We start from the raw sequence: 14,367 nt of genomic DNA, 5'->3' as shown, positions 1-14,367 counted from the left end.
CTTGACTTTTGCAGTTAAAAGGAAGAAAAAACAGCCTTGAACCCGTATATAGCTTGGGTTTCAGGCTGTTTTCTTATGTCACAAACTTGTAGTGTAAATCAGCTTATTTTAGTCTCTCCTAAAATTTTTTTAATTTCTTTGAGGGACATATATTTTTGCCCCAAATCTATACCCAATTTTTCCTTTATATCCATTAACACATCATCAAATGTATCCAGTAAGTAATAGTTTTCCTGAAGATGGCTACATGATGCTTTCTTAAGGCTCTCGAGGATGGATCCTACAGAGTATTTCCCAGCCAATCTTCTCTCCAGAAGCCGTGCGATGACAAGTGATACAAAACAGGTAAGAAAATGTGATTCAATGTGCTCTTGCCTGGATAAAAAAACCGGCCTGCTACTTATGTCACTTTTCGTTATTTTGAAGGACTCTTCAATCTTCCAAAGTCCCCGGTACAGGTCGATAATCTTTTCATCTGTCTCTTTATATTCACTGGTCATAATGGCGTAATAACCATCCAGTTCTTCTTCTTTTCGCAGTTTCTCTTCATCAAAAAACAATGTCTTTTGACTGTTTTTCAATATTTCACCCGTCTTTTTGTCAAACGCCAAATTCTTTACATATCTTGCAGCTCCATATGTGGTTGCTTTATTGTATTTGGAAGGATTGTTGACAAGATCTTTTGCTTTATGCAGGGCCTCTGCCCGGTCGGCTTTTGCTTTTTGGGCGTACTTCCTGCTGTAAAAAATAACTTGTTTTTCATCCACTTGCTTTTTGATCTTTTTGCCACTCCTGCTGGTAACAGTGATCTCCCGTGGTTCGAGCCTCGATTTGATCTTAAAATCCTTCCCAATGGATCGGTACCCATTCTGATTCAGGACGTACTCCTTGAATTTCCGGTTAGCGCCTCGAATGGAATAGCTCAAAATATATCCGTTTTTCGCAGACAGAGTGTACCAAATGTTGTCTCCTGTCGTCATGCCCTTATCAGCGACAACGATGGTCCTGCCAAGGTCAAAATTCTTCTGTATTTCCCGAAGCATCGGAATAAACGTTTGTTTGTCCAACATGTTCCCGGGATGAAGCCCGTAGGTAATGGGAATGCCATCCGTATCCATGAACAACCCCATTTGAATAATCGGGTCCGGGCGATGTTCTTTCGATACCCCTTTCCGACGCATGTCGTCCTGCTCATCTATTTCAAAATAGTAATTTGTTACATCATAATAAACCAGGCTGGTATTGCGCCCGTATTGTTCCTGTATGCGTTTGTGCATCCAGCGCTGGAGCTCGTCCTTATGCTTATTCAGGAAGGATAAACAACGATAAACATCATCTAATGAGAAATCTGTCTTCTCAAAAAAGGTATCCTTCATTTCATATGTATGCTTTTTGGAAGCTGGATAAAGCAGCCGTCCATAAGTCAGTAATTTCATGATACTATTCGCGTCATAACCACTTTTGGTATGACGTTGTCGATTCCTTAAAAAGGTGTGGATATCAAGCTCGTGATAGATCTTGCTTAAGGCGGCATACCCTAGATTTTTCCGGTTGGTTTCATTCTTTTGGAGTCGTTGATTTTTGTCCATACTGAAAGTGATCGAAGTATCTTTTTGATCCCGTTCTTGATTCATTTTCCTTATCTCATCTTCAAAGTGAGAAATGGGATCCGCATATTCTTTTTCTAATTCATCCAGATAACCAAGGGACTGGATGGTCTTGGAACGCGTTTTCTTGGTATCCTTATCGCGATAACTTTGCACAATGGATAAATAGGTCCGTCCTGTTTTTTTGTTTTTCATTTTTCGGAGAAACATGGGAAAACCTCCATTGCCAAGGGATTGTATATATTTATTATAACATATCAATCTACATAAATCCACAACTTTTAGACATGGAAATAAAATAAAAAAAGCTGATACAGATTGTCGTATCAGGGTTTATAAAACATTATTATGTAAAACTGCTGCAAAAGTAACGATACTTTTAAGAACCTAACTTTTCCCCTTCATAAACTAAAATATCCTTATCAAGGGCAGGGTTTATGTTGATTTTTCTAATGATTAATTGTATCATGGTATTAGAAAATATGTTAGATTGCCTCGTCGCAATCGTATGACACCTATCCTTGATAGGGTGTAATATTTCAAAAAAGAACTTCACATCTTTTTGATGGGAGTTCTTTTTTGTGCTTAAGCGCCCTGTACTAACGGGGGAAGTTCAGTTCAGTTAAATAAATTTGCGATTTAAGTCCATATAGAAATATGTTAGAAAAAGAGGATTCCATAAGTGTATTTATTTCTTGTTTAATTACAGGACAAGGGTTGAAAATAAGTGTTTTGGTGATATTTTGGAAGAGAGTCTATTGATGCATATGGGAGGGAGCAGTGATTTATCTTAGAGAAGCATTAGTTGGGGAAGCGAGGGAACTGAGTAACATCGCCATAAGGTCGAAAGCCTACTGGGATTATAGTGAAGCATTTATTCAAGCATGCAAGCAAGATTTAACGATTGATGAGACATATATTCATGAAAACTATGTCTACGTCTTAAAAAATGAGGAAAAAATTGCAGGCTTCTTTACATTCGAAAGGGGAAGCAACGATTGTCTGGATTTCTTTTACATAAACCCTAAATTCATCGGAAAAGGCTTTGGAAAGGTATTATGGAAATATGTCATTGAAAAAGCCCGTGAACTGGGAATCAAAAGCTTCACAATTGATAGTGATCCTTATGCAAAAGGTTTTTATGAGAAAATGGGCGCTAAGCAAATTGGCGAAGCACCTTCTACTGTTATTAATGATCGAATGCTTCCATTGATGAAGTTTACAATTGGCGATTAAAGCCTGTATCTTGCAGGGAAGGATGGTTGTTCATGAAAATCGTTGCCCCAAAACCTTTTACATACCGTGGTGGAAATAGGGCAGTTCTGCTGCTGCACGGATTTACCGGGAATACGGGTGACGTCCGGAAACTGGGCAGGTATTTGCAGAAACGCGGATACACTTGCCATGCGCCTTTATATGAAGGCCATGGTATAAAGCCGGAGTGGCTTATCGAGACTAGCCCTGAAGACTGGTGGCAGGATGCAGTTGCTGGCTATCAGTTTTTGCAGGATGAAGGGTTCCGCGAGATTGCGGTTGCCGGCGTATCGTTGGGTGGCGTATTCGCGTTAAAAATAGGTGCGGAATTTCCGGTAAAAGGAATTATTTCGATGAGTACACCGGCTCAGGAGAAAAACACTGATGACTTATATGACCGTGTGGTTCGTTACGCCCGGGACTTTAAACAGTTTGAAGGCAAGGATAAAGATCAGATCGATCAGGAATTGCTGGAACTTGAGCAAACGCCGATGCATTCACTGGAAAATTTAAAAGACATCATTTTAGATACTCGGGATAAACTCAGCTCCATTATAGCTCCAACTTTTATACTGCAGGGCTTGCTGGATGATCCATTATACGTAGAAAGTGCTCAAATCATTCATGAAAATATCGATACAGAAGAAAAAGCATTAAAATGGTATGAGCAATCCGGTCATATCATCACGCTTGGTGAAGAACGTGAACAGGTGTATGAGGATATTTATCAATTTCTGGAGTCGCTGAATTGGGAGCAGGCTAATGAATGAGCAGATTAACTTGTTTGGAAAAAATTTGGATGATACCGCTATAGTTTTTGCCAAAATCGCTGTAGTCTTGAGCGGGGCGCTATAGTTAACCCCTTTTTAGCTATAGAATAGGTGAAAATCGCTATAGTTCGACTCGGATTCGCTGTAGATTTGCAGTAGTGGATCATCGTGGAAAAGCGATATGTGCTTACAAGGGGGGAAACAGTGTGGACTGGCTTCTGGCTTCGTTAATGGCACTTTTATTTGTATCCATCCCGATATATGCAGTCATCCGGGCAATTCGAAGTTTTATCGGCAAGAAAAAAGCCCGGAATGAAAAGGCCGGCTTGATAAATTCCAAAGTGATGGATGTCTATTATTCAATCTTTATATACTGTCTATTGTTAATTGGACTTGAAGTCAATAAAAGCAGCCTGGAGGCGGGGGAACCATTGCGCATCTATGAGCTGACCGGAGAAAAAACCAATGGCTATGCATCCCTTGCCAGTGAGCATACGTTGACAGTAGTTGTCCTGATAACGTTAGGCGTCATCAGCTTCTGGATCGTCAGCCTAAACGAGAAAGGACTGCCGCCACTTGTATATGTGGTGCTGAGTACTGTTATCATATTAAATATTCTGTTCTCGGCAGTGTACCTCACACATACAGGATTATCACACGATGGCCAGGTAATTTCTGTTTTCCTCCTTCAAATCAGTTTTTTATCGTTGGCGCTGCTGTTTATTGCGCGGCTAAAGGATTCACTGGACGAATTTTTGCAAAACCAGCAAGAAAAAGCGATCGTGTATAGCAATAAATTGTTATTATTTTTCCATCGCGTGACACATCATTATCAAAAAATGCCGCGGTTATGGGCAATCTGTCTGTTTCCGGTACTAATCATCATCCAGCTGATTCTGGTGCTTTTCGGACAGCGGCCTGACAGCTTTATACGTGTGTTCCTTGAAACAAATTCTTTTAACTACTCGGCCATCCCTGCTCCAAAGCCGGTGGTCATGGAGGGTGATGGTCATTATTTATGTACAGTGTCTGCCAGGGGTCATAAAAAGCTGGTTAAGCCGGTCAGGTCCGGTATCAGGAGGGGATCGAGGATTGCGGTGAACCGTCAGTTGCTGATCGCTAATGCGTTTGAAAATATTCTGGAGCAATATATGCCAAAATCGCATAACGTCATCCGTGGGTTTTACGATAGATGCGGGTATCCAATCAGCAGGCATATCAACTCAAAGTGGGCAGCTGACGTTATGTATGTGCTGATGAAGCCCTTGGAATGGTTTTTCCTCCTCGTATTGTACACTGTCGATAATCAACCGGAAAACCGGATTCATATACAATACAGTGAGTTAAGGACGTGAGCGATTCTCAGTACGACACTCAATCCAGGCAAAATGAAGAGCCGTTGAAGGAAGAATGTTTGATAAATGTGCGGCTTATAAGTTTCTTAGGAGCTTATAGGCCGCACATGTCGTCTATTCATAAATTCAAAAATTTTAGTCTGTCAGCTGATCCGTAATTGAACAATCTTTTTAAAGATTTCCTCTCTGTCTTTCATAGGTAAATCCGGATCCTGAAATCGGGATATTAAATCCTGGACTTCCTCAATCAATTCATCATCTGAGTCGTTGTAGAGTTCAGTGTTGTTTGTAAAGCAAAAGACATTGTCTTCCATATGTGATACCTCCAAGGACGAAAATAACCTCTGTTGCTTATCCCACGATACCCATTTCTAAAGTCCGCAAAACATGAACGATTAAAATTTTTATCTTGATTGATTGAAGATATGACACAACAACACCAGTTAAATGAGCCTGATGATTGATTAACACCTAAAACGTGCTGCAATTCTCATAGCATGATAGATTGTCCTTGCATGTCTTCCTTCTGCAGTATGTGGATTGATTTACGGACGCAGACGGCTGATAAATTGCTGATCGCAAAAGCAGGGTGATCCGCCTCTTTGCAAACATGCATCGTGGGCTCTGCAGGCGGCATCGACAGCATTGACCGGTTCCCCTGGTCCACTGCAGCTGGGCCCGCAATATCGATAACCTGGAAAAACGCAGGGCCCGAGGCGGGACTGTTTATACTGCGGCATCTTCATTCCCCTTTCATGCTCTGTTCCTGTTTCAATATCTTATGTTTGCCACTGTTTAGCGGACTGTTTGAACACCTATTAAACTATTTTTGACATAAAGACAGTCAGCCTTTATTATAATAAAATAAACCTGACTAAAATGATTGGAAAAGGGAGTTTGAAATGGATTCAACGACAAAAGTGCAGCCAATAGATGAAGTCAAGGATCCTATACGGCAAAAAAGCACTGACTTAAATAAACCGCAAATGCCTTTGATCATTGGCGGGCTGATCGTTGCGGCGATCCTGATGATTTACTTGATGGCAACGCAAAATATCGTGCAGCCGTTACTGCTTGTTATCGGTCTGCTGCTCGGATATACATTGTTCCATGCGCGATTCGGTTTCACATCGGCATTTCGCAGGCTGATGTCAGTCGGGAATGGGCAGGCACTCAGATCACATTTATTAATGCTGGCGGTTGCCGTCACATTATTTGCGCCGATTCTGGCATTTGGCTATTCATTTTTTGGAGATGGTGTTTCCGGCTATGTATCGCCAGTTGGCATCAGTCTACTGGTTGGTGCCTTTATGTTTGGCATTGGCATGCAACTCGGCGGCGGGTGTGCTTCCGGGACGCTTTATGCGGTTGGCGGCGGACGCTCTGTCATGTTTATCACGCTATTATTCTTTATTGTAGGCTCAACGGTTGGCGCTTATCACCTGCCGTTCTGGACAGAAGATCTGCCATCATTTGAACCGGTCTCATTGGCAACATCCACTGGGTTCGGCTATGGTGGTGCATGGGTTTTATCAATTGCACTGTTTGGCTTGATTGCGTGGATTACATTAGTCGTGGAAAGAAAGAAGCGGCCGCCGAAAATGGCACCTAAGCCTTCAGCTGCCGGCTGGCGGCGAATCTTTCGCGGTTCATGGCCGTTGTTTGCAGCAGCCATCGCGCTAGCGGTTTTGAACGCGTTGACGCTCATGACCCGAGGCTCGCCGTGGGGCATTACCTCGGCATTTGCACTATGGGGTTCTAAAGTGGCGCAATTTTTTGGTGTTGATGTGGCCAGCTGGGGCTATTGGCAGGGCGCGAATGCAGCCGCTTTGCAATCATCCATCTTTGCCGATTCTACGACTGTCCTGAACCTTGGTGTTATCCTTGGTGCGTTTTTGGCATCGGCAGCCGGCGGATTGTTCAAATTATCCAGGATCAACGGCAAAAACGCGACAGCCTCTGTTATCGGCGGCCTGCTAATGGGCTATGGCGCCCGCCTTGCATTTGGCTGTAATATTGGTGCTTATTTTGGTGGAATTGCTTCTTTCAGTCTGCATGGCTATGTATGGGGCATTATGGCACTGGCAGGAACCTTTATTGCCCTTTATCTCAGACCGATGTTTGGATTATCCGTTCCGAAACCGAAAGATTCGTTTTGCTAAAAATAATATTGATAAAACGGGGCATTTCTCAGGAGATGTCCCGTTTTCTGTTATAATGAAAAATGGTAAAAAGACAACAGATAATATAAGGGGAATACGTATGAGAAAACCTACATTCCAGGATATCGAAACAATCGGTCATGTTATAGAGGAAAACGAACGATACCGGCACTATCATTATCCGGAAATGCCCATCAGGTATGACAGCAATTTCATCGAGTTTAAACAAATGCCTTTGCTGGAGGAATTCAAGCAGGCTGAGACGTTTTTAAAAGAATTTCATCTGAAGCATAACCAGAACCATTTAAAATTTGAATTCCCGGAAAACGAAAAGCCTGGACCGGAGCTTCAAAAATATTTTGATGACAGTGAATACGAAACCGGGTTTTTGGAACTGTATGCCATCGAGCCAAAAGATTTTCCAGCTCAGCAGGAAAATTCGGATATTCGTGTTGTCGAAGTGACTGAGGACAATTTGGACGCGTTCATTACGCTGCAGTATGAAGCAGACAAGGAAAATGGTGAGACTTTTGCCAATGAAAAGGTAAAGCTGAACCAGAAGCAGTTTGCCGAAGATCAAAACATGAAAGTGATTGCTTACTATAAAGAGGAACCTGCTGGCACAATGAATGTGATTATGACGGATGAATTTGTTGAGATTGATGATTTGGCTGTCCATGAGTCACTCCGGCGAAAGGGAATTGGCGGCCGGTTACAACAATTTGTTATGAACAGGTTTCCCGATCAGATGATTATTCTGGTTGCTGACGGAGAGGATACACCACGCGAGATGTACCAGCGGCAAAATTATCAGTATTTGGGATTTAAGTATGAGGTGCAGCGGGTTGATTAGGATGTCTTTCTGTAAAATAAATAGCTGTAAAAATGGTATAGTAATAATAAACATGTCTTGGGGTGATTATCGTGTCATCATCTATTCAGAGGAAGGCAAAGTGGATGTGTCTATTTTTATGGTTTAATCATTAATTTAAATATGGTTTTTCCCGATGAATAAACACGTTTACATAATTCTTATCGCTGCCAATTAATTATATCGAGTGATACAGTCTTCTTGATCAATAAAGAAGACTGCTTTTGTTTGCAGATAAAAACCAAATCATAGCAACACCCTGAAATTGACAGTTCATTCTGCTTACCATTTTGATAATAAACGATTATAATATATAAAGGAATACTTTGTTATTTGTTATGTTTACTGAGAGGATGAATGAGATGAGCAGGCAAATTGTCACCTCATCAAATATAAATAATTCTGATTTTGCATCGAGTAAGGAAAACGGAACGTCATTAGTGGCAGACTTGAAGTCACTATTTAAATTTCCTGTGCTGATTGCCAATGCGGTCCCGGTTTTTGCCGGATTCTGGCTTGCCGTCTATTTTACAGGGGCCTCTTTTGCAGCCAATTTTGATATATTCTTGCTGACGATTATCGGCAGTACGCTGGTGATGGGTGGGGCGCTTGTCATCAACAACTGGTACGATGTCGATATTGATACGGTAATGGACAGGACGAAATCACGCCCGACAGTCACCGGCAGTATGCAGCTCCGGACCGTCCTGTGGATAGGATTGATAACGAGTGCAATCGGCTTTATTATGTTACTGTTTACGACGCTTGAGGCAACACTTTACACATTTATCGGATGGTTTACGTATGTTGTGCTTTACACGATGTGGTCAAAGCGGCGCTATACGCTGAATACCGTGATCGGCAGCATTTCCGGTGCAGTGACACCGCTGATTGGCTGGGCTGCGCTGGAACCTGCATCACATATTGTCCCGATCGTCCTGGCGCTGATTATTTTTATTTGGCAGATGCCGCATACATTTGCGATTGCCATCCGAAAATATGATGAGTACAAGGCAGCGAACGTTGCTATGCTGCCGGTTGTCCATGGCATGGCGATTACGAAGCGTCAGATGGTCATTTATATTGCGTGTCTCCTGCCGCTTCCGTTTTTCCTTTTTTCGCTTGGCACAGCGTTTGTTGTCATTGCAACACTGCTCAATGCCGGCTATCTGGCGCTGGCGTTCAGTGGGCTGTTTTCCAGGGATACCCGGAAATGGGCGGATAAAATGTTCATGGTGTCTGTGAATTATTTGATGGTTATTTTTATCACGGCCATTATCGTCACACTGCCATGGTCCGGTTAAGATGATAGGATTATTTTGTATGGAATGGGAAAAATAGTAAAAAAACGTTTAAGGAGGCAGTCATGATGGCAGATATTAAAAAAGGAGACCACAAGTTTTATATCGGCGATGAACAGAATCCAAAAGCTGAAATCACTTATAAGGAAAACGGTGAGGAAGAGCTGAATGTTGACCATACCTATGTGTCTGACGAACTTCGCGGTGAAGGCATCGGCGGGCAGCTCATTGAAAAAATGGTTTCCTATGCCCGTGATGAAGGGAAGAAAATCGATCCGACATGCCCATACGCCAAGAAGAAAATAGAGGAGACACCTGAATATCGGAATGTCCTCGCCTAATAGAGAATCGCTTGTTTGAAAAGTTCGCCAGGGTTACACTGCCCTGGCTTTTTTAATATAATAGGTTATAAGCAAGTTGGAAGAGGGACAAACCATGCAAAAAATGGCAAAAATTATATATGAAAGTATTATGATTTTACTCGTGATGCTGACGATTATCACCATCTGGACGGATGACACGTATAACTCGGCGATCAGCTGGATCGTCTGGGCAGTATTTTTTGCTGATTTCACCGTTCGTTTTATCTTGTCAGACTCAAAATGGGTGTTTTTAAAGCAAAATCCCTTTCTTTTAATTGCCATTATCCCGCTGGACCAGTTTTTCCAGGTTGCCAGAATTGTAAGGATTATTTATTTATTCCGGATTAAGACGATCACCAAATATTATGTCGTGCCGTTCGTGGAGAAGCTGACGGTTCAATCGAAGTCGCTGATCCTGTCTATTATCCTGCTTTTTCTGCTAGGAGAAGGTGTTCTTATCTGGACAGTTGAGAGTTCTGTTGGGTCCTTCCTTGATGCGCTTTTCGTAGTGATTGGCTATTTGCTCTTTTTTGGGCATCGCATTTTCGAGATTGAGCAGTCCATTTCCGTCTGGACGCTGACGGTGGTATCCGTCCTTGGCATTGCCATTCAGGGTCTGGCACTACAGTGGGTGTTTAATCGAATTGATATTATTTATCAACGGATTAAAAACCGGCGCAGGGATGGTTCGGATGACCGCCAGGAGGCTGAATCCGGAAAGTAAGAAGTCTGCATAAGGAGATGTCTTGTTTATGCTGCATATTCATTGCACCAAAAAGCTGGTGGATTAATTAAATATAAAAACGTCGAAAGATCAGCCGAATCGCTTTAACAATTCTATTATTATGCTAAAGTTATCGGAAAGTAGGCCGATTGACGAGATGGCAAAAGTTGTTATGAAGGAGATTCCCTTTTAAACAAATCCGTTGTTTAAAAGAGGAATCTCTTATTTTCTAAAAACGTCGAGATTTGGTATAAAAATGTCAAATAAGCTGCTTAATCCGCGTATGGTATGAATATTTAAATAGCCCCCTTGAATCTTACGTAACGTCATATTGTATAATACAAAATAAGAAGCAATGGGGGTGACAGACTTGTATACAATCGGTGAGCTGGCGCGGATTTTATCGAGGAAGCAATACAGTATTCCTCGGCACAGGCAGGTGACATAAATGAATAAAAAACTGATCATCCTCGATATCATCTGTTATGCTGCACTCCCGTTTTTGATTTGGAAATACGGCAGGGATATCATGGGTGATTATCCCGCCATGCTTATTTCAACAATTCCGGGTTTTATTTATACCATTTATCGTTTTATCCTTGAACGGCAATTCAATATTGCCGGGCTGTTTGTAATTGGGTCGCTTTTCATCGGAACAACAGTTGATCTTTTGTCCGGTTCAGCTGAACAGATGCTGTGGAACGGGATTTATTTGGGGCTGTTCTATGTGTTGGTCCATTTGATTGCATTGGTGCTGATGCGTCCGCTGGCACTGTATTTTGCGGTTGATTTTGTCTATCTGCAAGGGTATCCAAGAAAACAAAGTACAGCTCTGTATTACAAAAAAGATATCTTCATGTGGTTTCAGCTGATACAAATCCTCTTTATTGTCCGTGGCTTGTTTATGGCCGGATTGAAAACCTGGCTGCTGCAAAAATACGGTGTGGACGGAAACGATCAAATGCTGATTTACAGGCAAATAAGCAGCTGGTTTTTCGGATTGCTGATTACAGCCGGATTCTTCTATACGAGTGTTCCGGTCAGCAAATATTTTGCGCGGAAGCAGGCTGAAGCAAAAACGGAACCACTTTAAATTTGAAAAAAGCCAAAGTTTACTGTGAAAATGCCAGAGTTTGAAACAATCGGCAATCGCCAAAGTATCAATTTCGCGCGACATCCAATCCAAATCGCGCGACGGAGGGAGAATATCGCGCGACCCTCAGCCCAAATCGCGCGACGGAAGCAGAAATTCGCGCGACCCTCAGTCCAAATCGCGCGACAGGAACAACATTTACCGCGACGGAGGTGGTGAAACGCCAGAGTTTGAAATAAAAACGCCAAAAAAATCTGCCCTGTCAGTAGCAGATCTTTTTCATTCGGAGGCCCCGCGTCAACTCAATGGTGCTTTCTCCACTACACGTCCTTTCCGCCCTTTTGTTGTTTCGGCGTGGCGGAGTGAATTGATGACCGCTTCCTCAGTTGTTTCGACAACAGCTTGAAAAAGTCCGTTCATGACGGGTTGATCATCACGTAAAAAAGATGCATTTTCCATGGCAGTCCCATTGTCATGATCGTACAAATTGGATGTTGAAAAAGCGATCGCGATATCACCACTGCCATGACCGATAAAGCTACCGGTCCTGCCAAGTCCGGGAGCGCTCCGCTTGGCCAACCGCTTCAGCTGCCGGTCATAAAGCGGTGCGTCGGTTGCTATAACCATCATAATTGAGCCGTCCGGTGTGTCCATATCATGTCTGCTAAAATCGCCGAAAAGCGCATCTTCGCGTTTGCCGAAATTGCTGAGCACCAGACAGCCGACCGTATAACCTTCCACAACACGTGATGCTGTTCCGATCCCGCCTTTATAGCCGAAGCAGACCATCCCTTTGCCTGCTCCAACAGCTCCTTCTTCCACCGGACCATCAGAAGCACGCTCAATCGCTTGTACAGCATGCTCTGGTTTCACTGCCTGGAGTCTCATTGAATTCAGATAACTGTCATTGCACTCCCCAACAACAAGATTGAGTGAGCTTGCTGTATCACCGATTTCCGGATTTTCATCAAGCATATATTGAAGCGTTCCCTGCATAACGGCACCGACACTGAACGTGTTCGTCAGCATAATGGGTGATTCGATCAGACCAAGTTCATCAACTTGAACAAGACCGGCCGTTTTCCCGTAGCCATTTACAACGTAGCTTGCTGCCCGCATTTTTTCCGGAAAAGGCTGCCGTCGTGCGGCAATATGGCTGTCACGCCGGTACAGATGGTATCCTGGTCATTGATTTCTTCGTAGAGTGTGACATGCCCGACTTTTACATCAGCCACATCAGTAATGCAATTTTTCATTCCTTTTCGCAGTTTCATAGATGCCCTCCTTTGCATAATCGATTATAGTAGCATTATAGCAGACTGTTTTTGGCCTGTATTAAAAGACTAAATAAATCAGGCTTTTTCATCAAACTTTCATATAACTGTTTTATAATGAATTTGAAATGAACGGAGGACATACAATGGCATCAGCTTGGGTATTTGAAAATATTGCTATCATTGTTTTAAGTATTATGGCAGGTGCGGTCTTTTTCTGGATAAGCAGTCCGTCGGCAAAGCAGGACAAAAAGCAGCAATTGGAAGAAAGCCTTTCGCTTATCATCAATTTTGTCCTGTTCATATGGGCAGGAAAAATTGTGCTGAATATCGGTATATTTGTGACGGATCCGCTGGCGGTGCTGGCTTACCCAAGTGATTCGAATGCTTTTTATGCTGCGGTTTTGCTATTACTCATAAACATTGTTTACAAAACAACACGGAAACATATGAATGCCGGGATGGTATTGTCGGCGTTGGTCCCGATATTCCTCGGTTCGGCATTTTCCTATGAATTTATTGATGTCGTTTGGAATGATCATACAATGTTCTGGGGGCATCTGGGGCTGCTACTCATACTGCTGATTGTGTACTTGATGTGGCATGAACAGACCCGAGCTTCGTTGATGGGGGCATTGGTATTTGCTGTCTGGAGCCTGGGACAAATCATGTTAACGTTTCTGATGCCCTATACGGCTCTGTATGGCTACATGATGTCCACATGGTTTTTGATTCTCGTATTCATCATTAGTGTGATGGTTCTTATCTATAACAAAAAAAGAAGGTGAGATCATGACTGCGGCTGCAGATCTGACAATTTGGCTGGCATTGGGTGCGGGGGTACTTTCATTCCTTTCCCCATGTACATTACCCATTTTTCCGGCGTACTTATCTTATATTACCGGGATGAGTGTGAAGGAACTAAAAGAAAATACAGACATTAAGATACGCAGTAAACTGCTGATTCATTCGGTGTTTTTCCTGTTGGGGGTATCAAGCGTATTTGTTGGACTTGGGATCGGTGTTTCGTTTTTAGGTCAATGGATTCAAGGGATGCTGACAGGTGATACAGGTTTATTCATTCAGCGCATTGCCGGTATTTTCATCATTGTGATGGGCCTCTTTGTAGCGGGCTGGCTTAATATTTCATCCTTTATGAAGGAAAAACGGATGCAATTTGCACGTAAACCGGCCGGCTATCTTGGAACAATTTTTGTCGGTATGGGATTTGCTGCAGGATGGACACCTTGCATCGGGCCGATCTTTGCTTCCATATTGGTTGTGGCAGCAAGCAACCCGACGCAGGGAACAATTTATACGATCATGTATGTGATCGGTTTTGCACTTCCATTTCTCGTATTGACGTTTTTCCTTGGATCAACACGTTTGATTGTCCAATACAGTCAGAAAATCATGAAAGCAGGCGGAGCAGTCATGATTTTGATGGGTGTGCTGCTGTTTACAGGCCAAATGACGCGTATATCAAACTTTTTGCTCCAAATGGTACAAGACACATGGTTCTCAAATCTGGGCTGACGGGAGGTTTTTAATGTGAAAAAAGCAGTGATTATTCTGGTTCTGACAGGGATGTTTT

Annotated in this window: 13 protein-coding genes and 2 pseudogenes; 11 read left to right on the top strand and 4 right to left on the bottom strand. The window is 42.7% G+C overall.

Annotated elements, in window-relative coordinates; all coding sequences use genetic code 11:
• Nucleotides 1-98 precede the first annotated feature (98 nt).
• The gene (locus tag VK080_RS03655; protein ID WP_324223430.1) at nucleotides 99-1,817 is read right to left on the bottom strand and encodes an IS1634 family transposase; all 1,719 of its coding nucleotides are present in this window, start codon (nucleotides 1,815-1,817) and stop codon (nucleotides 99-101) included.
• A 573-nt stretch (nucleotides 1,818-2,390) separates the two neighbouring features.
• On the opposite strand from VK080_RS03655, the gene VK080_RS03650 reads away from it, so the two are divergent.
• The 3 genes from VK080_RS03650 (at nucleotide 2,391) to VK080_RS03640 (ending at nucleotide 4,986) form a co-directional block, all read left to right on the top strand.
• The gene (locus tag VK080_RS03650) at nucleotides 2,391-2,843 is read left to right on the top strand and encodes a GNAT family N-acetyltransferase (protein WP_324223431.1); all 453 of its coding nucleotides are present in this window, start codon (nucleotides 2,391-2,393) and stop codon (nucleotides 2,841-2,843) included.
• 32 nt (nucleotides 2,844-2,875) lie between these two features.
• Entirely contained in the window at nucleotides 2,876-3,631 is a 756-nt protein-coding gene (locus VK080_RS03645) for a carboxylesterase (RefSeq protein ID WP_324223429.1), read from the top strand.
• A gap of 206 nt (nucleotides 3,632-3,837) precedes the next feature.
• On the top strand, nucleotides 3,838-4,986 hold the full coding sequence (locus tag VK080_RS03640; RefSeq protein ID WP_324223428.1) for a DUF6688 domain-containing protein: 1,149 nt from the start codon (nucleotides 3,838-3,840) through the stop codon (nucleotides 4,984-4,986).
• Between the two features lie 143 nt (nucleotides 4,987-5,129).
• Here the strand turns inward: VK080_RS03640 and VK080_RS03635 are convergent, their stop codons facing one another.
• Together VK080_RS03635 and VK080_RS03630 are read right to left on the bottom strand one after the other, a co-directional pair.
• A complete protein-coding gene (locus VK080_RS03635) occupies nucleotides 5,130-5,300 on the bottom strand; it encodes a hypothetical protein (RefSeq protein WP_324223427.1) in 171 nt (56 codons plus the stop codon).
• 231 nt (nucleotides 5,301-5,531) lie between these two features.
• On the bottom strand, nucleotides 5,532-5,726 hold the full coding sequence (locus VK080_RS03630) for a hypothetical protein (protein ID WP_324223426.1): 195 nt from the start codon (nucleotides 5,724-5,726) through the stop codon (nucleotides 5,532-5,534).
• 162 nt (nucleotides 5,727-5,888) lie between these two features.
• On the opposite strand from VK080_RS03630, the gene VK080_RS03625 reads away from it, so the two are divergent.
• The 6 genes and pseudogenes from VK080_RS03625 to VK080_RS03600 all read left to right on the top strand — a co-directional run bounded on the left by VK080_RS03625 (nucleotide 5,889) and on the right by VK080_RS03600 (nucleotide 11,499).
• On the top strand, nucleotides 5,889-7,148 hold the full coding sequence (locus VK080_RS03625; RefSeq protein WP_324223425.1) for a YeeE/YedE family protein: 1,260 nt from the start codon (nucleotides 5,889-5,891) through the stop codon (nucleotides 7,146-7,148).
• A 100-nt stretch (nucleotides 7,149-7,248) separates the two neighbouring features.
• Nucleotides 7,249-8,001: a GNAT family N-acetyltransferase gene (locus VK080_RS03620; protein ID WP_324223424.1), complete on the top strand. Its 753-nt coding sequence runs from the start codon at nucleotides 7,249-7,251 to the stop codon at nucleotides 7,999-8,001.
• 380 nt (nucleotides 8,002-8,381) lie between these two features.
• On the top strand, nucleotides 8,382-9,323 hold the full coding sequence (gene cyoE, locus VK080_RS03615; RefSeq protein WP_324223423.1) for a heme o synthase: 942 nt from the start codon (nucleotides 8,382-8,384) through the stop codon (nucleotides 9,321-9,323).
• 56 nt (nucleotides 9,324-9,379) lie between these two features.
• Nucleotides 9,380-9,661 (top strand): annotated as a pseudogene (locus VK080_RS03610) (GNAT family N-acetyltransferase); the annotation flags it as partial.
• 94 nt (nucleotides 9,662-9,755) lie between these two features.
• Nucleotides 9,756-10,406 carry a transporter gene (locus VK080_RS03605; RefSeq protein ID WP_324223422.1) on the top strand — a complete coding sequence of 217 codons (651 nt, stop codon included), beginning with the start codon at nucleotides 9,756-9,758 and terminating at the stop codon, nucleotides 10,404-10,406.
• Between the two features lie 448 nt (nucleotides 10,407-10,854).
• Nucleotides 10,855-11,499 carry a VC0807 family protein gene (locus VK080_RS03600; protein WP_324223421.1) on the top strand — a complete coding sequence of 215 codons (645 nt, stop codon included), beginning with the start codon at nucleotides 10,855-10,857 and terminating at the stop codon, nucleotides 11,497-11,499.
• Nucleotides 11,500-11,796: 297 nt separating this feature from the next.
• Here VK080_RS03600 and VK080_RS03595 read toward each other — a convergent pair.
• Nucleotides 11,797-12,773, bottom strand: a pseudogene (locus VK080_RS03595) (P1 family peptidase).
• Nucleotides 12,774-12,919: 146 nt separating this feature from the next.
• Here VK080_RS03595 and VK080_RS03590 point away from each other — a divergent pair.
• Nucleotides 12,920-13,561: a hypothetical protein gene (locus tag VK080_RS03590; protein ID WP_324223420.1), complete on the top strand. Its 642-nt coding sequence runs from the start codon at nucleotides 12,920-12,922 to the stop codon at nucleotides 13,559-13,561.
• Nucleotides 13,562-13,565: 4 nt separating this feature from the next.
• Nucleotides 13,566-14,309 (top strand): cytochrome c biogenesis CcdA family protein, encoded by a 744-nt coding sequence (locus tag VK080_RS03585; RefSeq protein ID WP_324223419.1) that lies wholly within the window; start codon nucleotides 13,566-13,568, stop codon nucleotides 14,307-14,309.
• Nucleotides 14,310-14,367 lie beyond the last annotated feature (58 nt).

Origin of the sequence: Lentibacillus sp. (assembly GCF_035301925.1) — a bacterium.
Lineage (GTDB): Bacteria > Bacillota > Bacilli > Bacillales > Amphibacillaceae > Lentibacillus.
The sequence above is the reverse complement of the archived record's forward strand: the minus strand, read 5'-3'. Positions and strand labels throughout refer to the sequence as shown.

What these genes read in the sequence shown, in the direction of transcription:
- VK080_RS03655 (WP_324223430.1), bottom strand. Translation starts at nt 1,817, where the DNA reads ATGTTTCTCCGAAAAATGAAAAACAAAAAAACAGGACGGACCTATTTA.
- VK080_RS03645 (WP_324223429.1), top strand. Translation starts at nt 2,876, where the DNA reads ATGAAAATCGTTGCCCCAAAACCTTTTACATACCGTGGTGGAAATAGG.
- VK080_RS03635 (WP_324223427.1), bottom strand. Translation starts at nt 5,300, where the DNA reads ATGGAAGACAATGTCTTTTGCTTTACAAACAACACTGAACTCTACAAC.
- VK080_RS03630 (WP_324223426.1), bottom strand. Translation starts at nt 5,726, where the DNA reads ATGCCGCAGTATAAACAGTCCCGCCTCGGGCCCTGCGTTTTTCCAGGT.
- VK080_RS03625 (WP_324223425.1), top strand. Translation starts at nt 5,889, where the DNA reads ATGGATTCAACGACAAAAGTGCAGCCAATAGATGAAGTCAAGGATCCT.
- VK080_RS03620 (WP_324223424.1), top strand. Translation starts at nt 7,249, where the DNA reads ATGAGAAAACCTACATTCCAGGATATCGAAACAATCGGTCATGTTATA.
- cyoE (WP_324223423.1), top strand. Translation starts at nt 8,382, where the DNA reads ATGAGCAGGCAAATTGTCACCTCATCAAATATAAATAATTCTGATTTT.
- VK080_RS03605 (WP_324223422.1), top strand. Translation starts at nt 9,756, where the DNA reads ATGCAAAAAATGGCAAAAATTATATATGAAAGTATTATGATTTTACTC.
- VK080_RS03600 (WP_324223421.1), top strand. Translation starts at nt 10,855, where the DNA reads ATGAATAAAAAACTGATCATCCTCGATATCATCTGTTATGCTGCACTC.
- VK080_RS03590 (WP_324223420.1), top strand. Translation starts at nt 12,920, where the DNA reads ATGGCATCAGCTTGGGTATTTGAAAATATTGCTATCATTGTTTTAAGT.
- VK080_RS03585 (WP_324223419.1), top strand. Translation starts at nt 13,566, where the DNA reads ATGACTGCGGCTGCAGATCTGACAATTTGGCTGGCATTGGGTGCGGGG.